Source organism: Sphingobacterium bovistauri, assembly GCF_020295405.1.
In the GTDB taxonomy this organism is placed as follows: domain Bacteria; phylum Bacteroidota; class Bacteroidia; order Sphingobacteriales; family Sphingobacteriaceae; genus Sphingobacterium; species Sphingobacterium bovistauri.
The window spans coordinates 1-23035 of the sequence record NZ_JADEYP010000035.1 but is presented as its reverse complement, the minus strand read 5'-3'; the positions used below and the strand labels follow the sequence as shown (position 1 = coordinate 23035).

The 23035-nt window shown below is 33.1% G+C and carries 22 protein-coding genes; 15 read left to right on the top strand and 7 right to left on the bottom strand.

The window, feature by feature from the left end:
- Positions 1-19 precede the first annotated feature (19 nt).
- From IPZ78_RS15190 to IPZ78_RS15180, 3 genes are read left to right on the top strand one after another with little or no spacing between them, the layout of a single operon-like run.
- Positions 20-1681: a DNA polymerase/3'-5' exonuclease PolX gene (locus tag IPZ78_RS15190; protein ID WP_225554841.1), complete on the top strand. Its 1662-nt coding sequence runs from the start codon at positions 20-22 to the stop codon at positions 1679-1681.
- An 18-nt stretch (positions 1682-1699) separates the two neighbouring features.
- On the top strand, positions 1700-2671 hold the full coding sequence (locus tag IPZ78_RS15185; RefSeq protein WP_225554840.1) for a 2-hydroxyacid dehydrogenase: 972 nt from the start codon (positions 1700-1702) through the stop codon (positions 2669-2671).
- Between the two features lie 28 nt (positions 2672-2699).
- Entirely contained in the window at positions 2700-3422 is a 723-nt protein-coding gene (locus IPZ78_RS15180; protein ID WP_225554839.1) for a 3-keto-disaccharide hydrolase, read from the top strand.
- Between the two features lie 112 nt (positions 3423-3534).
- Here IPZ78_RS15180 and IPZ78_RS15175 read toward each other — a convergent pair whose 3' ends face one another.
- On the bottom strand, positions 3535-4161 hold the full coding sequence (locus IPZ78_RS15175; RefSeq protein ID WP_225554838.1) for a hypothetical protein: 627 nt from the start codon (positions 4159-4161) through the stop codon (positions 3535-3537).
- A 615-nt stretch (positions 4162-4776) separates the two neighbouring features.
- On the opposite strand from IPZ78_RS15175, the gene IPZ78_RS15170 reads away from it, so the two are divergent.
- The 9 genes from IPZ78_RS15170 to prfH all read left to right on the top strand — a co-directional run bounded on the left by IPZ78_RS15170 (position 4777) and on the right by prfH (position 12186).
- Positions 4777-5271: a hypothetical protein gene (locus IPZ78_RS15170; protein ID WP_225554837.1), complete on the top strand. Its 495-nt coding sequence runs from the start codon at positions 4777-4779 to the stop codon at positions 5269-5271.
- Between the two features lie 50 nt (positions 5272-5321).
- Entirely contained in the window at positions 5322-6017 is a 696-nt protein-coding gene (locus IPZ78_RS15165) for a DUF1003 domain-containing protein (RefSeq protein WP_225554836.1), read from the top strand.
- A gap of 239 nt (positions 6018-6256) precedes the next feature.
- Positions 6257-6961 (top strand): hypothetical protein, encoded by a 705-nt coding sequence (locus tag IPZ78_RS15160; RefSeq protein WP_225554835.1) that lies wholly within the window; start codon positions 6257-6259, stop codon positions 6959-6961.
- A 4-nt stretch (positions 6962-6965) separates the two neighbouring features.
- Complete coding sequence (locus IPZ78_RS15155) at positions 6966-7556, top strand: outer membrane beta-barrel protein (RefSeq protein WP_225554834.1); 591 nt, start codon at positions 6966-6968, stop codon at positions 7554-7556.
- Between the two features lie 80 nt (positions 7557-7636).
- On the top strand, positions 7637-8311 hold the full coding sequence (locus tag IPZ78_RS15150) for a superoxide dismutase (protein ID WP_225554833.1): 675 nt from the start codon (positions 7637-7639) through the stop codon (positions 8309-8311).
- A 288-nt stretch (positions 8312-8599) separates the two neighbouring features.
- On the top strand, positions 8600-8839 hold the full coding sequence (locus IPZ78_RS15145; protein ID WP_225554832.1) for a DUF4342 domain-containing protein: 240 nt from the start codon (positions 8600-8602) through the stop codon (positions 8837-8839).
- Between the two features lie 71 nt (positions 8840-8910).
- On the top strand, positions 8911-9780 hold the full coding sequence (locus tag IPZ78_RS15140) for an SH3 domain-containing protein (RefSeq protein ID WP_225554831.1): 870 nt from the start codon (positions 8911-8913) through the stop codon (positions 9778-9780).
- A 366-nt stretch (positions 9781-10146) separates the two neighbouring features.
- Positions 10147-11538 carry an RtcB family protein gene (locus IPZ78_RS15135; protein ID WP_225554830.1) on the top strand — a complete coding sequence of 464 codons (1392 nt, stop codon included), beginning with the start codon at positions 10147-10149 and terminating at the stop codon, positions 11536-11538.
- Between the two features lie 9 nt (positions 11539-11547).
- Positions 11548-12186, top strand: a complete 639-nt coding sequence (gene prfH, locus IPZ78_RS15130) for a peptide chain release factor H (protein ID WP_225554829.1) — start codon at positions 11548-11550, stop codon at positions 12184-12186.
- A 25-nt stretch (positions 12187-12211) separates the two neighbouring features.
- On the opposite strand, the gene IPZ78_RS15125 is transcribed toward prfH, so the two are convergent.
- Both IPZ78_RS15125 and IPZ78_RS15120 read right to left on the bottom strand, forming a co-directional pair.
- Positions 12212-13813: a glycoside hydrolase family 31 protein gene (locus tag IPZ78_RS15125; RefSeq protein ID WP_225554828.1), complete on the bottom strand. Its 1602-nt coding sequence runs from the start codon at positions 13811-13813 to the stop codon at positions 12212-12214.
- A 29-nt stretch (positions 13814-13842) separates the two neighbouring features.
- On the bottom strand, positions 13843-14700 hold the full coding sequence (locus IPZ78_RS15120; protein ID WP_225554827.1) for a DUF808 family protein: 858 nt from the start codon (positions 14698-14700) through the stop codon (positions 13843-13845).
- A 114-nt stretch (positions 14701-14814) separates the two neighbouring features.
- On the opposite strand from IPZ78_RS15120, the gene IPZ78_RS15115 reads away from it, so the two are divergent.
- Positions 14815-15564, top strand: a complete 750-nt coding sequence (locus tag IPZ78_RS15115; protein WP_225554826.1) for an isocitrate lyase/PEP mutase family protein — start codon at positions 14815-14817, stop codon at positions 15562-15564.
- 47 nt (positions 15565-15611) lie between these two features.
- On the opposite strand, the gene IPZ78_RS15110 is transcribed toward IPZ78_RS15115, so the two are convergent.
- The 3 genes from IPZ78_RS15110 to IPZ78_RS15100 form a co-directional block, all read right to left on the bottom strand.
- Complete coding sequence (locus IPZ78_RS15110; RefSeq protein ID WP_225554825.1) at positions 15612-16031, bottom strand: hypothetical protein; 420 nt, start codon at positions 16029-16031, stop codon at positions 15612-15614.
- A 144-nt stretch (positions 16032-16175) separates the two neighbouring features.
- Positions 16176-16688, bottom strand: a complete 513-nt coding sequence (locus tag IPZ78_RS15105; protein ID WP_225554824.1) for an ankyrin repeat domain-containing protein — start codon at positions 16686-16688, stop codon at positions 16176-16178.
- Between the two features lie 71 nt (positions 16689-16759).
- Positions 16760-18280, bottom strand: a complete 1521-nt coding sequence (locus IPZ78_RS15100) for a catalase (protein ID WP_225554823.1) — start codon at positions 18278-18280, stop codon at positions 16760-16762.
- Positions 18281-18388: 108 nt separating this feature from the next.
- Here IPZ78_RS15100 and IPZ78_RS15095 point away from each other — a divergent pair, with 108 nt between their 5' ends.
- Positions 18389-19330 carry a LysR substrate-binding domain-containing protein gene (locus tag IPZ78_RS15095; protein WP_225554822.1) on the top strand — a complete coding sequence of 314 codons (942 nt, stop codon included), beginning with the start codon at positions 18389-18391 and terminating at the stop codon, positions 19328-19330.
- A gap of 401 nt (positions 19331-19731) precedes the next feature.
- Positions 19732-22215 (top strand): DUF5686 and carboxypeptidase-like regulatory domain-containing protein, encoded by a 2484-nt coding sequence (locus IPZ78_RS15090; RefSeq protein WP_225554821.1) that lies wholly within the window; start codon positions 19732-19734, stop codon positions 22213-22215.
- Between the two features lie 540 nt (positions 22216-22755).
- Here IPZ78_RS15090 and IPZ78_RS15085 read toward each other — a convergent pair.
- A partial coding sequence (locus tag IPZ78_RS15085) for a transposase (RefSeq protein WP_225553275.1) occupies positions 22756-23035 on the bottom strand: 280 nt, incomplete at its 5' end.

Below are 23035 nucleotides of genomic sequence, written 5' to 3'. Positions count from 1 at the left end.
TAATAAAATTAATTATATCATGGATAATAAAACGATAGCACGCGCATTCAAACTTTGTGGACAACTAATGGAATTATATAATGAAAATCCATTCCGTACCAAGGCTATGGCAAGTGCCTCGTTCAAAATAGATAAACTGCCTTTTTCTGCTGATAATGCATCTTTAGAAGAATTAAGTGCCCAACAAGGAATAGGTAAAAGTACTGCCGAAAAAATCAAGCAAGTGATTACAACAGGTTCATTTCCTGAACTTGACGAATTGATAGCTAAGACTCCTGTTGGTATTATAGAAATGCTTAAAATAAAAGGCCTTGGCCCCAAGAAAGTTCAAATTATCTGGAATGATTTGGAAATAGAATCAGTGGGTGAATTATACTACGCCTGCAATGAGAATCGTCTAATCGAAGCAAAAGGATTCGGTCTAAAAACCCAAGAAGACATCAAAAAATCTATTGAATTTGCAATGGATAATCAAGGTTGGTTTTTATATGCCAAAGTATTGCCTTTTGCGGATAAGATCTTTAGTAGTTTACAAAATATCTTGCATGCAAATCAATTAAGTTTTACAGGTGAATTTCGTAGAAAATGTGAAGTATTACAGCAAGTTGAGTTGATTTCCGATGCTCCTACAAGTATTTTGGAAGAGGCTATTGGGAGTTTAAAATTCGAATCACAAATTCAAACAATAGACAACAAAATATCATTTACTGACGAAAATGCTTGTCCATTTATAGTATACAGTTCGACTGAAAACTTTGCAAAAGACCTATTAATAACAACAGGTTCAAGCACGCATATTGAACTATTAACAAGCATCGTGAACGAGATTCCTCATGGAACAGATGAAAATGAGATTTATAAAAAATTAGGCTTAGCCTATATTGAACCTGAATTGCGTGAAGGTTTAGATGAGGTTGATTTAGCCAAGCAAAACAAGTTGCCACAACTAATTACTTACGAAGACTTAAAAGGAACTTTACACAATCACACTACTTATTCTGATGGTGTCCATTCATTAGCAGAAATGGCTCGTTACTCTAAAGAGGAATTAGGTTTAGAATACCTTGGGATTTGTGACCACTCCAAAACTGCTGTTTACGCAAATGGCTTAAGTGTAGAAAGATTAGAACAACAGTGGGCTGATATAGAAAATTTAAACAGCCAATTAGCTCCTTTTAAAATTTTCAAAGGAATTGAATCAGATATCTTATCTGATGGCTCTTTAGATTATTCAGATGAGATTTTATCTAAATTTGATTTCGTAGTCGCTTCAGTACATAGCAACTTAAAAATGGACGAAGAAAAAGCGACAGCTCGATTACTAAAAGCCATTGAAAATCCATACACAACAATTTTAGGACATCCAACAGGTCGTCTATTACTGTCTAGAGCTGGATATCCATTGGATTTCAAAAAAATAATTGATGCGTGTGCGGCAAATAAAGTTGTTATTGAGATTAATGCAAATCCATTACGTCTTGACTTAGATTGGCGATGGCATAGATACGCGTTAGAAAAAGGAGTACTATTGTCTATTAATCCTGACGCACACCGTACAGAAGGTTTACTGGATATGCAATATGGTGTTTTCGTAGGTCGTAAAGGAGGATTGTCATTAGATAAATGTTTAAATGCATTTTCTTTGGAACAGATCACATCGTATTTCAACAGTAAAAAATAACTCATTTTTCGAATCATTATGAAAGTATATATATCACGTAATATTCCAACTACTGCATTAGATGTATTGAAAGAATATGGCTTAGAAGTTCGTATAAACAGTGACAACAAACACCTTAGCCAACAAGAATTAATCGAAGAATGTAAGCAAGCTGATTTATTACTAAACGTGGGGCATGCCGACTTAGATAAATATTTCTTAGAATCATGTAAGCATCTCAAAGGCATTGCCCTAGCATCTGTAGGGTATGATCACATTGATTTAGCAAGTGCAACCTCTCTCGGAATTCCTGTTTCAAATACACCAGGAATATTGAGTGGAGCAACGGCTGATGTTGCGTTTTTACTGATGTTAGCCGTTTCGAGAAAAGCTTTTTATCGCGCGAATGAAGTCCGAGAGGGCAAATGGAAAGACTTTGAATTTATGCAAGACTTAGGTATTGAACTCAATGGTAAAACGTTAGGAATATATGGACTAGGTCGAATTGGTCTTGAACTAGCTAAAAAAGCGCAGGCCGCTTATAATATGAATATCATTTATTATAACCGAAATCGTAACCTAGAGGCGGAGCAGCTTGTAAATGCTAAATATGTCAATTTCGACGATTTATTAACGCAATCTGATGTCATATCATTACACACTAACCTTTCTTCAGAAACACAAGACCGATTTAATAAAGACGTTTTCAATCGCATGAAAAAATCTGCCATTCTCATCAATACGGCACGTGGTAAGGTAGTAAATGAAACAGATTTGTATGAAGCATTGAAAAAGGGTGAAATTTGGGGAGCTGGATTAGATGTCTCCGATCCTGAACCAATGTCTCCAAATAATCCATTACTACAATTACCAAGTGTATGTGTATTACCACATATTGGTTCTGCAACCATAGAAACCCGTACACAAATGGCAATTATGGCTGCAAATAACCTCATCGCCGCAAAAAACGGAAAACCAATGATGCAAATTGTAAATAAGGAAATTTATTAACTACTATAAATCAAAAACTGTATAAGTTATGAGAATAACCATTTGCAAAACATTTTGTTTCATATGTACTTTATTGCTTTTTTCTAACTGTACTCCAGATAATACAAAGCCGAATACACTGTCCGAACAAGAACAAAAGGAAGGTTGGAAATTACTTTTCAATGGAAAAAATCTACAGGGCTGGCATTTATATAATGAAGTCGGGCATAAATCAGCATGGGTAGTTGGCAATGGTATATTATATTGCGATCCAAATAGTGAAGAAAATAGAATTGACCTTGTTTCAGATAACGAATACGAAAACTTTGAACTGAAATTTGAATGGCAGTTAGAAAAAGAAGGTAACAGTGGCGTATTTATCAATGTAAAAGAGGATACTACAATTGCACAAACTTACTTCTCAGGTCCAGAATACCAACTCTTAGAGGACACACATATGGACTTTAATCTACCGCTTAAAAAATCTGGATGTCTATATAATTTCACACCACAATTAAATTCTGCTCGTACAAAGTTGCGGGGAGAATGGAACGAATCTAGAATTATTCAAAAAGATGGGCAAATAATGTTTTACCTTAATGACCAGCAGACAGCTATAATGGATTTTAATAGTAACGACTGGAAATCATTAGTACTCAAATCAAATTTTAAAAATTACCCACATTTTGGCAAATACACTAAGGGGCATATTGCACTGCAAGATTGGTCACGTGGAGTTTCTTTCCGAAATATAAAAATAAGAGAGTTGTAAAAAATTGCAAAAGCAAATATTTAGTATAGCTAAAACAAACTTTACAAAGCTCCGATACTAGATTAGAACATCATATAAGGGCTTACCAGATGGTAAGCCCTTATTCTTAAATCTATTTATTCAAATAATAATATTCTAATAAATAATCATTTTTATACCCATCAATATCAACAATTTGACGAATAGGACCAATTCCCTTTGCAAGCCAAATAACAGACTTTGTATTCACTATATTTCCTGTTAATGTGTTAGTAACTTTCTGAACAAGTTCGGTTTTAATAATGTTCTTATAACTTTTACCATTTATTACTTCAGAAGAACTTTTTTCTAGGATTCGACCAGAATGATTAAATATCATTTGACCGGTCCCACTCACTGAATTAAAGCTCAAAATCATTTCTTCATTCCACACTTGATTAGTTGGGAGATTAAGATTTAAATATGTAATGTTACCAGCCCCTATTTCTGCCCCCATTTGATTATGCTGAGCATAATACATTTTGAAAACACCTTTTTCCTCCCGAACAGCTAACGGATAACTATAATCATTTTCTTGATCAATAGAACTATGAAAATCCAATCCTTGATAATTCACCGTGTGGAATATTTCATATTGCATCCCCTCTTCGTTCTCATTGTCATAAAAATTCCAATAATTCCCTTCTTTAAAAGGCCAATACGATCCTGCTGGATCAATAATTACATCATTGCTGTCGTCATCATTTTTTGAACAGGACATGGTGAATACACTGATCAGAATTAAAGATAGAATGCTTAGCAAAAAATTGTTGCTTTTTCTCATAGATAGATTGTTAAAATAAAAATTGATAATTTATAGTTAGTATAAATTTTTATTCCAAAACAACAAAAGTCGAGCCGATTTAGTGATGTTTAATAATTACGCACCTTAAATCAATACAAGATCAACGAGTTAATCATTTTACAGATAAACATATATTGACTTTTAAGAGGATAATGAATAGTGAAATGAAAATTATTAAGGAGGAATTGTTAAATACAATCACAAATCAATTCAATATTACATTGTGTTAAAATTGCACATTATATTTTTTTAATTACCAATTAGTATTTCTGTAGATTTTTGGAGAATTGCAACGATAATCTTTCCAAAAGTCAATATTCAGCAATTAATTTACAATCGAGATACTGCTACATTTATGACATTCAATTTAATGATACCGTCGTGCGCTCATACATATCTCATGCTCCTTACTTCATAAAACACTGTATACCAACGCTTCATGACAGAATGAAATTAATACAAAAGAAGCTGCGTCACTTGACGGAGCTTCTTTTGTATTATTACTATATTTACCTATAGTTAAAGAAAAAAATGAAAAAACAACTTTCAATAATTTTGGTTATCCTTTGCCTCGCCGTAGTTGGATATAGAATTTATTTGAGCAAAAATCTAGAAATGAATATGACTGCATATCTGGAAAGAGCAGCAAATGCCAATTCAATAGAATTAGCGGCTACTGAATTGCGCACCGCAATGACGTATTTGGAATCAAATAATATCAACTCGGGATATACTTCCATATTATGGAACGACCCAAGTGAGGATATTGGATTTTGGTATACCAATTTAAAAGTTAGTTTAGAAGAATTAGAACAGTTAAATACGAGCTCTAGTTTAGAAAAATCAAATGTATTATTAAAATTAAGAGAATCTCTATTAAACAATAAGGGAAATGTCATCGTACCCAAAGGATTAGGATTATATCCAAATAACACTATTTGGGCCGTATTAACGACTACATCACTAATATTTGGTCTTGTAGGAGTTATTTTATATTCAGCATTAAAATCAAAAGACCCAGAATAAATCTGTTTTAATAGTAATTTTAAATAAACATATAATCTTAACAACTTATTATGAGCCAAAGTTTTATTAACAAAAAGGATATTCCTTCCGGTGAAGAAATACAGTCAAAAGATTTGCGAAATGCCGTTTATAATTATATCAAAAACTTATATCCCGAAATTTCAAAGGACGATTATATTTCTATTACTGAATTAAATCAATTTAGAAGACAATACCTAACTTCTTTAATCGAGCAAGAAAAAGGTGAAATAGCCACATTAGATGCAGATGTCCTACATGCTATAAACACAAATTCCATATTATCCGAAAACATAGAAACAACCAATGATAAAAGCATCACTACTGGGCAAAGAATCGCCGACAAAGTTGCTACATTCGGGGGCAGTTGGAAATTTATTATAATTTTCATGTCTTTTCTAACGATATGGATGTTGATAAATGCTTTTGTATTACTAAATAAAGGTTTCGATCCTTATCCCTTCATACTTCTTAACCTTATTCTTTCATGCGTAGCAGCTATCCAAGCGCCAATCATTATGATGAGCCAAAATAGACAAGAAGAAAAAGATAGAGCTAGAGCGGAACAAGATTATAAAATAAACTTAAAAGCAGAACTAGAAATAAAATTGCTGAGTGAAAAAATTGACCATTTGATTGTCAACCAAAATCGCAAGTTATTAGAAATCCAGGAAGTACAAACAGATTATCTTGATGATTTAATGAAAGAAATCAAAAAAAGAAGTTAGAATAAATTCATCAATTTCAGTATAAAACCAAATTAAAAGCTTAGCAAATTTCAGATAATAAGCTTGATTATCATTTCGACGACAAAATAAATCTAAAAATATTTCAGTATAAGCCTGACCAAAAAATGGTCAGGCTTATTTAATCGTGTTAAATAATGTTAGAATATCGATGTTAATTATTCAATTATCTAATAATGATCTATATTTAAACTGATTAACAACAACTTAACCAATTCTATATGACAAAAATCTTTACTTTAAAAAATCTTATTGGAATAGCGCTCATTCTATTTCCAGCACTCTCACATGCTCAAAGCTCAAAAATATTTGTCGAGCTTGGAGGAAAACACCAGCGTTCAAAATCTAATACACCAGAAAACGTTAGAATTTCAAGTGAAGAAGAGATGCAAAATGCCAGAATCGCTCCAATATTTGGTTTTTATCTTAATGATCATTTAAGCATGGGAGTTGAATATGCCTATTCAAATCAAGAAAGAAATAGAATTTCAAGTGAACGTATGGAAGATTTCTCTAAGAACGAGACTTATGATCAATCAGTATCATTAAATAGCTTTGGTTTTTTTTCCAGATTGTACGCAAAGAAACATTGTTCTAAATTTAACGTTTTCATACAGCTCAAACCTGCTTTCACAAAAAGTAACAACAGATATGAAGCAAGAGGTGCAACCATGGGATATGAGCCGACCTATACATCCTCACTTTATGAATCAAAAGGAACTACGAAGATAGATATATATGAAATTGATTTAGGACTTGGACTATCTTATAAAATTTTTTATGGACTTGCAGCTCAATTGAATATACCATCTGTAATAAATCACAGCAGATTATATTATGACCTCACTGATGCAAAGCAATCTTATACATCGATATTCCAGTCTACATTATCAAATGCAAACCTTTCATTCAACTATCAATTCTAATAATATGAAAACTTTTATAATAACTCTAATTACTTGTTTTGCTTTGCCAATTTCTTATGCGCAAGAAAATAAATTCATTATTTCCACATCATTTAGATTTAATAATAGTAATAGCGAAACTGAAATTCAAAAACATTCCAACAACTTTACTCAAATCAACCCTCGAATAATGTATAAACTTAAAAATAAGTGGGGAGTAGGTTTTTTATATGCGATATCAAAAGATAAAACAGAAGACAATGACAATATTTACTCAAAACTAACTGGCAATAAGTTTGGTGGTTTTATACAGTATAATCTAATAGATATAACAAAATTTCAGCTCTTTTCTGAGTTAAATGCAAGTTATACCACACTAAAGCATAAAAGTGAAATGGATACTTTTAATGATATTTCATCTAAAGGAGCTTTTTTAAATATAAATATGGGTGCAAGATATAATTTATATAAGCGCTTTGGTATTGAATTACGACTTAATGATCTAATATCGTATTCATCAACAAAACTTGATGTTTCAGAAACTAAATCATCAAGTTTCAATCTTCTAAATAATCCATTCCAACAACTTTCGTACGGTATATCTTATTCCTTCTAATTGTTAAATTATTGTTATAAAATCTTCCAAGTTTGTATTGAATCGCAACAAAGCTTATATTTAAAACAAAAACATATACTATGAATATATTGAAATCAGCTTTTTTGGCTACAGCGATATTTGCTTCACAAGCTTCATTTGCACAGTTCAAGCAAACACCTCTTCCGTATGCATACAATGCTTTAGAAGGTGCTATTGATGCTAAAACAATGGAAATTCACTACAGCAAGCACGCTGCTGCATACACAGCTAATTTGAATAAAGCTATTGCTAGCACAGCAGCTGAAAAAGCAAGTATTGAATCTATCTTAGCTAATATTTCAACACAATCTGCTGCTGTACGCAATAATGGTGGTGGTCATTACAATCACGAATTATTTTGGTCGATCTTGACTCCTAAAACAGGAACTAAACCTTCTGCAAAACTAGCAAAAGCAATTAACGATACATTCGGATCTGTAGATGCCTTAAAAGAAAAAGTAAATGCAGCAGGCGCAGCACGTTTTGGCTCGGGATGGTCATGGTTATCTGTCGATAAATCAGGTAAATTATTTGTTTCTTCCACTGCAAACCAAGATAATCCTTTGATGGATGTAGTAGAGGAAAAAGGAACGCCTATTTTAGGTCTTGATGTATGGGAACATGCCTATTACCTACGTTACCAAAACAAACGCGCAGATTACTTAACAGGTATTTGGAATATCATCAATTGGGATGAAGTATCTGTTCGCTACGAAAAAGCATTAAAGAAATAGTTTTACACTATTATATACAAAACGTCATTTTGGAATATTTCGATATCAATCAAAATGACGTTTTTTTGTAATCTCTATCTACCGCGGCATTCCCCCTATTCACCGACAACTTTTCAAGGAATACCTAATCGCTATCCCTAAGCGATTGTCTACACGATATATTTGTACTATAATTTTAAACAAAGAATAGTATGACAACTAAAAAAATATTTTCAATCGACGGATTAAACGTAAAAAGTTTTATTTCAAACTTCACGAATAAACTTGGCAAGTTAAGATTTATAGCAAATGCTGAGTCGGGTAAAAAGTTTTATTTCAAACTTCACGAATAAACTTGGCAAGTTAAGATTTATAGCAAATGCTGAGTCGGGTAAAAAGATTTTAGACTTACCACTTATTGCGGTAATTATAATCGGTCTTCTATTACCATTTTTGACAGTGATTTTGGTAGCAATTGCTCTAATGATGTCTATTAAAATAAACATAGAATCCAGGGAAAATGAAATTATATTATTAGATAAGCAATAAAAAATTGCTTATCTAATAATTCCCTGTTTTCAGGGAGAAAAAAGAAGCATGATTTTTGCATACTTTGTTGTATGAAAAGAATACTATTAATTTTTGTATTAACCTTTATACTTCAAAGCTCCTATTCGCAATCACAAGAAGCAGCCGCCTATGAAGTGGATGAGTTCAACCTTTGGAATAAACAAATTGGCGATACAGCATATGTTTTTGCAGACCAAGCTTATCTCAGAGATGCTCCAAGTTTAAATGGAAAAATCATAGACTCATTAGTACACGGTACACCTGTATATATAAAATCCGAAGCCTATAATCCTAGCACGATACGAGGATTCAAAGCTCCTTGGCAAAAAATATCTTATCTGTATGACAACAAATATAAAGAAGGCTTTATTTGGCTTGGTTTACTTGATTTAGGTCACAATAAAAATAATAAAAGTTTAAATTTCATCCATGGTTTTTTACGTTTCGAAAAAGGAACTTCTTATAGTGAACCAACGTATCTTTTAGAGATAAAATGTATGGATAATAATAATCTTATTGCCCGAAATTATTACCCAGTTTCGCTAAACGGACAAACTTATACGGATAGCAAAATATTACCAAATATGGGATTGTCCAATCTGGAATCTATACATCGAATTGGTTTTTTAGGCGAAGCGTGCGGTATTGCTTCTACACATTATTATTTTTCATGGAATGGTCAAAATTTTGAAACTATGTTTCAAAAATCGAGTGTTGGCGATGCTGGAGTTTATTACTATGAAGAAACAATATTATTCCCATCTGAGCACAATTTAGGAGCTAATTTGATCATAAAAGATATTGAAGAAGGGGAGGTAATAGATGAATATGTTTCAGAACCAAAATATAAGAAAACTAGAAAACGAGAGAAATACTATTGGGATGGTAAACATGCCGCACAGGTAATAGAAATGAAATAAAATACTGATTACAAGCCTTTTATAAAAAATATAAATTTAAAATTTGCAAAATTGAAATTTATATCTATATCTTTGTCTCGACAAAAAAATGGTTTAACCCTTTAATAAACGAAGAAAATGCGTGTACTAAATTTCACATATTCGACTTCATCAGCAACAGATTTTGCTGTGGTCCTTCTTCGTGCTTATACCACCCTATCATAATTTCAATATTATCATAATATGTATAAAGCTCGAAGATCATTCGGGCTTTTTTTACGCGTAATTCCTTGATTACAATCATCCTTTACCTTAAGAATTTCCCGAATATTTAATCAAAACACACTCAATCTATGTTGAGTAATTTTTAATATTTAAATAATCAAAATGGGAAGTAAACTCTCAGGGAAAGACCTTATCAAATTAGGTTTTCCACAAAACAATGTGGTGAATATTGCATTAGGGCAAATTCATCGCTATCGCAAACGCGAGAAAAAAGAAAGAATTTTAGTAGAAGCCAAAGATGTATTACAAGCACCAGAACAATATATTGGAGATGGTATCTGGGGTAAAATAGCAGAAGCATTGATAAAGCCAATCGAAATACGCTTGCAGCAATTAAACAATCAACGTGCTCCATTTTCGATTTTCGGCGAAAATGAAATTGACGAACAAGCTAAAAGGCAATTGTACGATGCACTAAAGTTGCCTATAGCAATTCAAGGTGCCTTGATGCCTGATGCACATAGTGGCTATGGATTGCCGATTGGTGGAGTATTAGCCACAGATAATACCGTTATTCCGTATGGTGTAGGTGTGGATATTGGCTGTAGAATGTCGTTGTATATTTACGATTTGCCAGCTAGCTATTTTAATGGGAAAACATTCCAACTGACGAATATCTTAAAAGATAACACCAAGTTCGGCATGAATGAAGTACATAAGCAAAAGAGTGAACATGCCATTTTAGACAGGTATGAATTTCAGGATATTCCTTTGCTGAAAAATCTTAAAGACAAAGCATACAAACAGTTAGGAACATCAGGAGGTGGTAATCATTTCGTCGAATTTGGAATTGTAAAAATTGATACTGAAAGCGAAACATTAAATATTCCAAAAGGCGAATATATTGCTGTATTAGCACATTCAGGTTCAAGAGGATTAGGGGCTAATATTGCGAAACATTACACTTACTTGGCGACCAAACAATGTCCTTTGCCACGCCATGTGCAACATTTAGCATGGTTAGATTTGGACACTCATGACGGACAAGAATACTGGTTGGCGATGAATCTAGCTGGCGATTATGCAAAAGCATGTCATGATGATATTCACCGAAGAATTGCAAAAGCATTAGGTAAACAACCTTTAGCAAAAATCGAAAACCATCACAATTTTGCTTGGAAGGAAATTATCGCTGGCAAAGAATGTATAGTTCATCGCAAAGGCGCTACGCCGGCACAAAGAGGTGTTTTGGGCATCATACCTGGCTCTATGACTACGGAAGGTTATATTATTGAAGGCAAAGGAAATAGCTTGAGCTTGGATTCTGCATCACATGGTGCAGGAAGATTGATGTCGAGAGCTGCCTGCAAAAATTCAATTACCAAAAGTCAGATGTTTAAAGAAATTGAAAACAAAGGTGTAGAATTGATTGGTGGTAGCGTTGACGAATCGCCGATGGCATACAAAGACATCAAAAAAGTCATTGCCTTGCAAAGTGAACTAGTGCATGTATTGGGTACGTTCACACCAAAAATTGTACGAATGGATAAATAGTCAAAATTTATGAAAAAACAACTATTAATTACCTCTGGAAGAGGTCCACAAGAGTGCAATCTCGCAGTACAACATGTTGTAAACAGGCTTGAACATGAAGCAAATCGACACAAATTGAAAACGGAAATAACTTCTTCAGAGAAAGATAATGGAACTATATGTTCCCTTATCTTATCTTTCCAAGGATCTGGTGTACAAGAATTTGCTGCAAGTTGGATTGGAACAATTCAGTGGATTTGTGCAAGTCCTGTTCGCAAAAATCATAAACGTAAAAATTGGTTTATTGCTGTATTAGATATCGAAGAAGAAAACACACATATGATTGATGATAAATTGATTCAATTTGAAACCATGCGCAGCTCTGGTGCAGGTGGTCAACATGTGAATAAAGTCAGTTCAGCTGTACGTGCCTATTACCCACCTCTAAATATTGTAGTTCAGGTGATGGACACACGTTCTCAACTTCAAAACAAACAAATTGCTATAAAGCGAATTAAAGAGAAAATAGCACAACTAGAGAATTCTAAAAATGAAAACCTTGCAAATCAAAATTGGCTAAACCAAGCCCAAATAGCACGAGGTAATCCAATTCGAATTTTTGAAGGAATCAAATTTATTGAAAAACAAAAAAGCCGGATTACAACGTAATCCGGCTTTGATCTATTAAATAAAACTATTTAATTATCTCAAAATATGGTAATCTAGTTAAAGGCACATCCAATTTGTACGTCTTACCTCCTTTGTAAATTTTCCCCAAATCGTCTTTCCATCTGAAGCCTTTTGGCAACTTAACTTCTCTTTGTAATCTATTGTCCACGACAGGCGCTACCAAATATTTGTCACCCAACATAAACTGATCCGTCACTGCTGCAAATCCTTGTCCAGGAAAAGAATATTCCATATGTCTTAATATAGGCTCTCCTGTCTTAGAAGATTGTTTTGCATTTTCTAAAATATAAGAACCGAATTTTTCATGCAATACAGCACATTGACGTACAATCTCTAAATTCTCCTTATTCAAAATTCGCCATGGAGCTACAGAATATTGCATCATCGGCATCAATGCATGCACTTGAGCCGAACGCACGATTAAGGATTGATCAAAATCCTCAGCTTTTTTATTCAAAAATGTCGAAAATTCTCCTCCACCAATCATATCGGGACACGTGTACGCATAGCCTAACAGTCCAGCTGCAATCATATCTGGAATTAATATTCTTACTGAGTTCCAAGAATATGTTTTATCCCCCAAACGCTGTACAAGTGGCTGTCCACCCATTTTCCATCCAGCACGATATTCATTAAAAGGAAATTCTAAACCAAGTTTAGCCCAAGCCAAAGTATGATCTACAGATGTTGCATCTTTAGCATAACTATCGATAAAATTTTCGTTATAAAAAGCATTATCACCAGCGTCAAATTTGAAACCATCTATACCATAATCCTTTTGCATCTTTTTCAAAATAGAAACAAAATGATCGAAGGCAGCAGGATTAGTCAAATCATAACAAGCTGATTGACCATTCCACCAATTCAAAATAGCAGGTTCACTTTTACCTTTTTTCTTAATTAAATAACCTTTAGAAGCTAATTCACGGTATTCAGGGCTATCGGGACTTACAAAAGGACAAATCCATAGCATCACTTTGAATCCTTGTGCATGAAGCTTTTGCACCATACCTTTAGGATCTGGAAATTTCTCCGCTCTGAAATCAAAATTCCCATAATAACGTTGCCAATTGTCATCAATCATCAATACGCCTGTGGGAAAATTGTTATCCAAGATATCCTGTGCATATTTCAAGACATCAGTTTGATTCTGATTATACATCAATTCAATCCAAGTATTGTACTGAGGTTTTATAAAAAATTCCTCAGCTGGCAATATACCTGAAGCGGGAAAATATTTCGAACTCGCCGCTAAAAAAGCTGATTTTAAAGTCGCACCTGATTGTTGAATTTTTATATTTTCAGAACCAGATTTTATAACTATTTTATCTGAAAAAATCTCAAATTTAAATGGTTTTTCGCTCCAAATAAACCGTCCTTTATTCGAAATGAACAATGGAACGACTTGATTATTCCAGTTCTCCCTTGCCAAATCGAATTCTTTTGCTGGTTTTAAATAAGGCATACTTGAACCTTGTGCAACTACACCACCCCACCAATATTCGCCTTTATCGAGTGGAAGATCTAATTGTGACTCTGTTTGTCCATATCCATAAAACTGGTTAATAAATATGATCAATAGGATTAGGGTTGATTTAATTCTCATAATTGTTTATAGTTTGTTGATTTATATTTTCATCGCTTTATAGCTTTTTTTATAATTTTCATTAGTATTACCACAATTAATCCCATTCCAAATCCAATCACTGTCTCTTTTAATGTGCCATTCCACGTAGGTAGAATATCATGGAAATAATCAATATTATGAACAAATATTCCCCCCGAAACCATCAAAAGAGCTATGGTGCCTACAATTGATAATATTTTTATAATCACTGGCAAAGACATTACTAGCCCTTTTCCGATTATAGCTGTTATACCTTCATTCTTTGATTTACGTATGAGTTTATACCCTGCATCATCCATTCGTACTATCAAAGCTACAATGCCATATACACCAACTGTTGCTATCAATGCTACTATCGACACCGTCATAATCTGAACGGATAATGGTCTGTCCAATACCGTTGCCAAAGCAATAATTACAATTTCCACTGATAATATAAAATCAGTAGTAATGGCTGATTTAACTTTAGCTTTCTCTATTGCTTCATCATTTCCCTTTGCTTCTTCAATTACTTCTGCTCCATTTTTTTCACGATGAAATAAGAATTCAACTATCTTTTCTACCCCTTCATAGGCTAAATACAACCCTCCTATTATCAAAATTACTTTAATAGCTATTGGCAAAAATACTTGTAGCAGAAAAACGATTGGAATTATTATAATCTTATTTATAAAAGATCCTTTAGTAATTGCCCATAATACGGGTATTTCACGTGAAGATAGAAAACCTGTAGCCTTCTCAGCATTTACCGCAAGGTCATCCCCCAATATACCTGCGGTTTTTCGTGTAGCTAATTTACTTGCGACCGCTACGTCATCCATCAAAGCGGCAATGTCATCCAACACTGCAAATATTCCTGAAGCCATGTATGTTTTTTTAGTTTAGTCTGTAAAAATATAAATTTTAGCGAAAATACCCTGTAATTTAAAGAGAAAACATTTTATACTTGTCGACTGTTCTTTACTAAAACAGATGATGCAATGATAAATACAAAATTTAAAAATTTACACAAACAAGCCGATCTCCTTATACTAGGTAATGTATGGGATGCATATACTGCTAAAATCGCACAGGATGCGGGGTTCAAAGCATTAGGAAGTTCTAGCCATGCAATTGCCAATGCTATGGGCTATGCCGATGGTGAAAAAATCTCAGTCGATGAACTTTTATTTGTCGTAGAACGAATCGTTAAAGCTGTAACTATTCCCGTATCTGTAGATTTTGAATCAGGGTATTCTGATAAACCAGAAATTGTAGCTCAATATGTTAAGAGACTAGTAAATCTAGGTGTTGTAGGCATTAATTTAGAAGACGGACAAGTCAAAAATGGAAAGCGCGAATTGGGTGATATGGAATTACACCAACATAAAATCGAAGCAATAAAATCTGTGACTAAGGATATATTTATAAATGCACGTACAGATACCTACACAACAAAACATGCAAATGCTTTAGAAGAATCAATCAAACGTGTAAATGCATACACTAAAGCTGGTGCGGACGGAAGTTTTGTTCCATTGATTGAAACTGAAGAAGATATTAAAATATTTTTAGAAAAGACCTCACTGCCCCTAAATGTATTTCTCACTGCAAATTTACCAACTATAGAAAAGTTAAATAAATTAGGTGTAAAAAGATTAAGCCATGGTGCTAAAATATACGATTGGCTAATACAACAAAACACAAAATTATTTCAAGATTTTATTAAGAACCCGAAATTACCCAAGTAATATAAATTAGTTAGAAGCACCATCTTATATTGGTGCTTTTAACTTTTCTATTTTGATGTAATTTGAGAATACAATTCTTTCTGTGTGGAAAAAAAGAAAATTACTTTTGAAGAGTCTATTTCGGATTTATTTAAACAGAGGTAAGCATTCCAACCTGAAGGTAATTGCAGATAATATCCCCATCCACGATGTTGCTTCAATTTTCCTAAACGCTCTATTGTTTGAAACTCACTACCTATCTTTATACCAGTATCTATAAAACTTCTATTGTGTGAAGATACAAAATATTGATGTTTTTTATTGTCTCCGTGATACTTATACAAAATTTCATTCTTTACTAAAGAATCTAATTTAACAAAGCCATGAGGAACATAAGTTTGTGCTGACACCTTATCGATAAAAGACTGAGGAAAGACTGAGAAAACTAAGACTAATTGGAATAGAATAATGAATATACCTTTTTTCATAAAAAATTAGTTTAGAAATCTAATATACTAAAAAAGTACCATTGGCTGGACGCCAAATGGTACTTTACCCCAATTTAACTATTCTACACTATTCTACACTATTCTTTCTCCACCAATTTTGTTTTTCGATAGCTTAGATTCAAATTACTTTAATACTTCTATCACAGCCGTATTCTCTTGGAATGTAGCATGATCCAAAGCTGTTTTTCCCGTATTGTCTTTGATTCCTTTATTAGCCCCATTTTCTAAAAGTGATTTTGCAATCTCAGTTTGACCAAAAGTCGCTGCAAATACTAATGCAGAAGCCCCGTTAAAATTTTGTTGATTCACATTTGCTTTACTACCCAAAAGCAAAATAACCATACGTGGATATGCTTTGAAAACTGCTCCCATCAATGCCGTATTACCACTTTTATCTTGTGCATTTACATTCGAACCACCTTCAATTAACAACTGAGCTACTTCATAGCTATCATTGTAAATAGCCAAAATCAAAGGTGTGAACCCTCTCACATTAGCCGTATCTATCACACCTTGATTCTGAATATATTGTTTAACATATGTTGTATCATTAGTTCTAGCTGCTGAGAAAATATCTTGTCCAAATGCGACAGAACTAGAGAATATTAATACTATGATGAAGAATAAATTTTTCATTACTATCAATGTTTTGAAAAATAGGACCAGCCAAATCAATAAACTAGCCCCATTTTATAAGTTATAGAAAATTATTTTTTTAGATACTGTTGAACATCGTTCATTGAAGTATTTGTTGCTTTCAAAAGACGTGTACCATATTCTTTGTCCGCTTGGTAAAAATGAGCTAACATTTTATGAACAATCACTTTATTATTAACCGCATTCAAAGCTCCAGACAAGTTTTTGATTAAATTATCTTGATCTTTTTTAGAAAATGAACGGTACAATTCACCTGCCTGCGCAAAATTATTTTCTTTATCAATTTTTGCTTGAACTGTAGTTGTTCCGGCAGGAAATACAGATTTAGAATATTTGAATTTTGTATCTTCTTTTATCTCAGGAAGATTAGTTGATGGTTGGTAATTCACATCGCCCTTTTGTGCACGAATAGACATATAACCATCAGCATTGTAAGTAGTCACTTTATTTTTCGACGCATTAACTGGGATTTGTTGGAAATTACCTGTCAAACGATGACGTTGAGTATCAAAGTAAGAAAACAAACGTCCTTGTAATAATTTATCCTCCGAAGGCTCAATTCCTGGAACCAAAGTCGCTGGAGAAAATGCAGCTTGCTCTACTTCTTGGAAATAATTATCTGCATTTCTATTTAATGTCATTGTACCTACAAAAACAGATTTCGCCACTTTTTCAGACCATACCTTAGTTACGTCTACCGGGTTAAAGTCCAATTTATCAAAATCTTCTTTCTTCAACATTTGTACATACAAATCCCATTGTGGATAGTTACCACCTTTAATAGCATTATGTAAGTCTAAAGTAGCGTGCTCAATTTGAGTAGATTGGATAGCATTTGCTTCCTCTTGCGTCAAATTACGCTCACCTTGTTTTGGTCTCCAGTTGTATTTCACGTAAGTCACTTCACCGTTCTCATTTACCCATTTATACGCGTGTACACCATTACCCACCATTTCGCGGTAGTTAGCAGGGATACCATAATCTGAAAATAACCAAGTCAACATATGTGTTGATTCTGGAATATTAGAGAAGAAATCAAACACACGATTCGGATCTGATGCGCCATTTGTCAAAGGAGATGGCTTAAATGCATGAACCATATCAGGAAATTTGATTGCATCACGAATGAAGAAAACTGGTAAATTATTACCTACGATATCATAGTTACCTTGCTCCGTATAGAATTTCACTGCAAAACCACGAGGGTCACGATAAGTTTCAGGAGAACCTTGTTGATGTGTTACTGTAGAAAAACGAACGAATAAAGGAGTTTTACGACCTGCTTGACCTAAAAAATGTGCCATAGTCACATCCGAAAAGTCCTGAGCAGCCACAAATTCACCATAGGCCCCTGCACCACGCGCATGTACTACACGCTCAGGAATACGCTCTCTATCGAATGCTGCTAATTTTTCGATTAAATGGATATCTTCTAACAATACATGACCATTGTTTCCAATAGTTTTAGAATTTTGATTGTCTCCTACTGGTGAGCCAGTGTTTGTAGTTAGTGTTTGCGCGCTAACCGAAAGAGACATTAACGTAAGAGCTAAGATAGACAGCTTTCTCATCTTCATATTAGTTGTTTGTTTAATTATTTTGACGATACGAAAGTATAACAAGTTTTTTATTAAATAAAGTTGAAAATATTTAACTTTGATTAGATAAAATCTAACACAATGAATATTCAACAACTTCAATATATCGTCGCTATAGACGAACACCGTCATTTCCAGCGCGCTGCAGAGTCCTGCTTTGTCACTCCTGCGACTTTAAGTATGATGGTTAAAAAACTCGAAGAAGAATTAGAAGTCACAATTTTTGATAGAAGTAAACAACCAATTTCCCCCACAGATATCGGAAACTCTATTATAGAGAAGGCAAAAACTGTTTTATATCACATAAAAGATTTAGAAAACACCGCAAAAGGAAATAGTAACGATATGGAGGGTGACATACGCATAGCGGTAATACCTACACTAGCCCCCTACTTAAGTCATCTATTCCTGCCCCAATTAATCCAAAAATATCCTAATATGCGTATTAAATTATACGAATGGAACACAAATCAAATCGTAGAGGCTTTGAACCACGATAGATTAGACATTGGTATAGCTGCTACACCACTAGGTCGAGCGGAAATAAAAGAACTTCCTGTCTTTTACGAAAAACTAGTTGCTTACACAACAGATGAAAACTATGATGATAATAAAGAATTCATTGCTCCACAAGATATAAATCTTAAGAAACTCTGGCTCCTAGAAGAAGACCATTGTTTACGTGCACAAGTAGCTAATCTTTGTTCCTTGAAAAAGAAATATGGTAAAAATTTACAATTAGATTTCGAAGCGGGAAGCATAGAAACACTATTAAATATGGTAAACATCAATAATGGAATTACCATCTTGCCCGAATTAGCTGTACACACTTTGTCTCCCCAGAGAAAACTTTGTGTTAAAAAGTTTACGGCCCCTATACCGGTAAGAGAAATTAGTCTACTAACTTATAGACATTTCATAAAAACAAAATTATTGCAAGTACTTGCAGATGAAATAAAAGAAGCTGTTACACCATATCTTTCCGAAATGGAGGGCGACAAAAGAATCATTGATATACAATAATACTTTTAATCATATTAAAAATATTACAACAACGTTTTTATATAAGCTTAGTACTAATTCCAATATTTAAATAAATCAGTCAATAGGAATAGAAATTATTAAAAATAGAAGTAGGCTTAAAAAACTATAAAATATAGATAATAAATCTATTTTAAATCATTAGAAAAGAGCTTGTAATAGCTACGTTTTGCAATAAAAATGTAGAGTTTCAAACTTTTTATCACATCAAAGTCAAACTGAATTTATAACCTTCCAATTCTCTTAAATAAGTGCTTATTTTGCATTAGAATTTTTGAACAAAAAATATAAAAAGTCAAAAGTTAAGAATTCAAAATAACATGAAATATTATATACAAAGGTTTTCACTCGTATCTATTAGCTTATTTTTTAGTTTGCTTTCGATGGCACAAACTTTTCAAATAAAAGGAAAAGTAACAGATAGAGATACCCAAGAACCTATTGAATTTGCGACAATCGCCATTGTAGGAAGTACAAAAGCTACAAAAACTGATGAAAACGGAAACTTTACATTTTCTGTACCTTCAAAAAATGCCAAAGTTCGTGTGTCGTATGTAGGATACCCTTCACAAGATTTAGATTTTGCATCTGGAAAAACATTCTTCAATATAACATTAGCACCAGAAAATGAGATTGCTGAAGTTGTAATTAAACGACCTAGGTTGAAATATTCTAATAAAAACAACCCAGCTGTAGAACTAATTCGTCAGGTAATTGATCACCGTGAACAAAATAGATTAACGGGACAAAACTTTGTAGAATTTGAACAATATGAAAAGATCTCACTTGGCCTAAGTAATCTCTCTCCCAAATTTGTAAATAGAAAGGCATTTAAAAATTATCAATTCTTATTTCAAAAGGAATCAGATACATCTTCTACATATATGTTACCAGCATACATGGAAGAGAAAGTATCTAAAGTCTACTATAGAAACGATCCCAAAAAGACTAAGCAATACATCCTTGCTGAACAAAAAGCTGAATTCGATCCGAAATTTATTGATAATGAAGGTTTAGCAAACTACTTCAATAAGCTCTATGATAAGGTAGATATTTATGACAATAATATAACCTTGTTGACTAATCAATTTTTGAGTCCTATTGCCAATAGTGCTCCTACTTTCTACCGGTATTATATTACGGACACAATTAAGAATGTAAGTCCAAACCTTGTAGAATTAAGCTTTTTTCCACGAAACAAAAGTGATTTCCTATTTCAAGGTAAATTATACGTGTCACTCGATGGCCAATATGCCGTTCAAGGTGCAAAAATGAAGGTAAGTGAGGATATAAATCTAAATTTTGTACGTGACCTGAATATTGAATTAACGTTTGACAAAGACAATGTAGACAAATATTATTTGAGTCGTAGTTCACTAGGTATTGACTTTGCTTTGACTGGAAAAGGTTCAGGAATACGAGGGAATCGTATAGTATCTTATAAAGATTATATCAATGGGAATCCTAAACCAGACACATTGTATGCAGGTGCTGAAATCGAAAGAAAAATACAAAAAAAGACCGTAGATAATTCACAGAAATATTGGGAAGGATTACGTCAAGGTCTTTTAACAAGTAAAGAAAAATCAATCTATCAAAACATTGATTCACTGCAAACAATGCCTTCTTTCCGATCATTCATGGACGTCGCAGCTTTAGTCCTATCTGGTTACAAGCAAGCAGGCCCTATTGAAATAGGTCCAGTAAATACATTTTATAGCTACAACCCTGTAGAAGGTTTGCGTCTGCGAATTGGTGGACGTACAACTGAGCAACTAAGTAATCGCTTTTTTTCAGAAGCTTATGCAGCGTATGGTTTCGAAGACAAAAAATGGAAATACTTTGTTAGTGGTACATACTCTTTGAACAACAAATCCGTTTACAAATTCCCACAGCATTACATCCGTTCTTCTTATCAAAAAGACACAAAAATACCTGGACAAAATTTAGAGTTTATCCAAGAGGATAATGTCTTATTATCTTTTAAGCGTGGCGAAAACAAAAGTTACCTTTATAATAATGTGTACAAATTGGAATATAAAGCAGAGTTCTCTAACAACTTTTCTATAAATGCAGGCTTAACCAAATGGAAACAAAATCCAGCAGGAATCATACGATATCAAATCATTCCAAAATTAGGAGATCCGATCCAAATTAATGAGCTAAATACAACAGAAGCTTCAATTGGATTCCGTTGGGCACCTAAAGAACAATTTTACCAAGGAAAATTATATAGAACGCCTGTATACAATCAATATCCTATTTTCACATTCAACTATACAGCTGGAATAAAAGGGGTATTAGGTGGCGAATACAATTACCATAACTTTACTGCAGGAGCGTTCAAACGTATATACTTATCACAATTGGGTTATGCCGATGTAAACCTAGATGGAACATATATTTTAGGCAATAACATAGCTTATCCCTTATTGACATTACATAGAGCAAACCAAACGTATGCCTACCAATTGCAATCTTATAATTTGATGAATTTTATGGAGTTCATTTCAGACCAACATGCTTCAATAAATGTACAATATTATATGAATGGATTTATCCTTAATAAGATTCCATTAATAAAGAAACTTCAATTACGTGAGGTATTTAGTTTTAAAGGACTATACGGAGGGTTAAGAAATGAAAACAACCCGTCTTATAACGAAGATTTATTTGCTTGGCAACGTAATTCAGACGATCAGATTTCCTCTTTTACATTTGGCAATAAACCATATATGGAGGCTAGTTTTGGATTAGGTAATATATTTAAAATACTACGTGTAGATTATGTAAGACGCTTGAATTACTTAGATCATCCAAATGTTTCTAATTCAGGTATTCGTGCACGTATTAAAGTAGATTTTTAATATTGCTATAATAGAAACAAAAATAATTGACAACTGCTATTTATATTAAAAACAAAGCTCAGATATTGAACTAAATCAAATCATTAATGTTTTAGTAAATCAATACCTGAGCTTTTATTCGTTTCAGAATTTATTTCTTCACACCCTTTCCAAAATAACAGCACAACACACCATCTATCCCTTAACCTTCTTATTTTGAATTTCCCAATCAAAACAGTATCAATTTTTAGTACTAATAAATTTAATTTTATCAGAAACTTCATTTACTAAAACACATATTAGTGTTATCTAAAGTATATTAATAATGAAATCGTCCTTGACAATATTCTACTGTAAATCAAAAACCTAAGAACTTAAATATTAAAACATCTATCATAAAAATTATATTCTCCTCTGAAGAAAAAATAATTGGCTCTAACAAAATTTATATCGGAATGTACAAAACTAAAGGAGCCTACTAACGAAGCATTTACAAAAAATATTATAGATTGCTTTGACGAAATAAGGGATCAAGCTGAATTCTTGGGGGGATAATCATTTTTAAGCATACAATTTCATCACTCTGTATAGGAAAAAGGTAGTATCTCTTACACCTCGAAACATACTCCTGAATGCCTTAAGTTTTGCATTGAAGGATTCTGCGGACGCGTTTGTACTTCTATTGTCGAAGTAATGTAGAATTTGAGGATGGTGAGCAGCAATTGATTTTGCTACACTCTCAAATGAAGCAATTCCCGCATTTTCTACTTGATTGTGCCACAGTCCTAACTTTGTAAAAGCAACTTTTTTATCCTTACATTTATTGAAGATGTCACCTAAG

What these genes read in the sequence shown, in the direction of transcription:
- IPZ78_RS15190 (WP_225554841.1), top strand. Translation starts at nt 20, where the DNA reads ATGGATAATAAAACGATAGCACGCGCATTCAAACTTTGTGGACAACTA.
- IPZ78_RS15185 (WP_225554840.1), top strand. Translation starts at nt 1,700, where the DNA reads ATGAAAGTATATATATCACGTAATATTCCAACTACTGCATTAGATGTA.
- IPZ78_RS15180 (WP_225554839.1), top strand. Translation starts at nt 2,700, where the DNA reads ATGAGAATAACCATTTGCAAAACATTTTGTTTCATATGTACTTTATTG.
- IPZ78_RS15175 (WP_225554838.1), bottom strand. Translation starts at nt 4,161, where the DNA reads ATGTCCTGTTCAAAAAATGATGACGACAGCAATGATGTAATTATTGAT.
- IPZ78_RS15170 (WP_225554837.1), top strand. Translation starts at nt 4,777, where the DNA reads ATGAAAAAACAACTTTCAATAATTTTGGTTATCCTTTGCCTCGCCGTA.
- IPZ78_RS15165 (WP_225554836.1), top strand. Translation starts at nt 5,322, where the DNA reads ATGAGCCAAAGTTTTATTAACAAAAAGGATATTCCTTCCGGTGAAGAA.
- IPZ78_RS15160 (WP_225554835.1), top strand. Translation starts at nt 6,257, where the DNA reads ATGACAAAAATCTTTACTTTAAAAAATCTTATTGGAATAGCGCTCATT.
- IPZ78_RS15155 (WP_225554834.1), top strand. Translation starts at nt 6,966, where the DNA reads ATGAAAACTTTTATAATAACTCTAATTACTTGTTTTGCTTTGCCAATT.
- IPZ78_RS15150 (WP_225554833.1), top strand. Translation starts at nt 7,637, where the DNA reads ATGAATATATTGAAATCAGCTTTTTTGGCTACAGCGATATTTGCTTCA.
- IPZ78_RS15145 (WP_225554832.1), top strand. Translation starts at nt 8,600, where the DNA reads ATGCTGAGTCGGGTAAAAAGTTTTATTTCAAACTTCACGAATAAACTT.
- IPZ78_RS15140 (WP_225554831.1), top strand. Translation starts at nt 8,911, where the DNA reads ATGAAAAGAATACTATTAATTTTTGTATTAACCTTTATACTTCAAAGC.
- IPZ78_RS15135 (WP_225554830.1), top strand. Translation starts at nt 10,147, where the DNA reads ATGGGAAGTAAACTCTCAGGGAAAGACCTTATCAAATTAGGTTTTCCA.
- prfH (WP_225554829.1), top strand. Translation starts at nt 11,548, where the DNA reads ATGAAAAAACAACTATTAATTACCTCTGGAAGAGGTCCACAAGAGTGC.
- IPZ78_RS15125 (WP_225554828.1), bottom strand. Translation starts at nt 13,813, where the DNA reads ATGAGAATTAAATCAACCCTAATCCTATTGATCATATTTATTAACCAG.
- IPZ78_RS15120 (WP_225554827.1), bottom strand. Translation starts at nt 14,700, where the DNA reads ATGGCTTCAGGAATATTTGCAGTGTTGGATGACATTGCCGCTTTGATG.
- IPZ78_RS15115 (WP_225554826.1), top strand. Translation starts at nt 14,815, where the DNA reads ATGATAAATACAAAATTTAAAAATTTACACAAACAAGCCGATCTCCTT.
- IPZ78_RS15110 (WP_225554825.1), bottom strand. Translation starts at nt 16,031, where the DNA reads ATGAAAAAAGGTATATTCATTATTCTATTCCAATTAGTCTTAGTTTTC.
- IPZ78_RS15105 (WP_225554824.1), bottom strand. Translation starts at nt 16,688, where the DNA reads ATGAAAAATTTATTCTTCATCATAGTATTAATATTCTCTAGTTCTGTC.
- IPZ78_RS15100 (WP_225554823.1), bottom strand. Translation starts at nt 18,280, where the DNA reads ATGAGAAAGCTGTCTATCTTAGCTCTTACGTTAATGTCTCTTTCGGTT.
- IPZ78_RS15095 (WP_225554822.1), top strand. Translation starts at nt 18,389, where the DNA reads ATGAATATTCAACAACTTCAATATATCGTCGCTATAGACGAACACCGT.
- IPZ78_RS15090 (WP_225554821.1), top strand. Translation starts at nt 19,732, where the DNA reads ATGGCACAAACTTTTCAAATAAAAGGAAAAGTAACAGATAGAGATACC.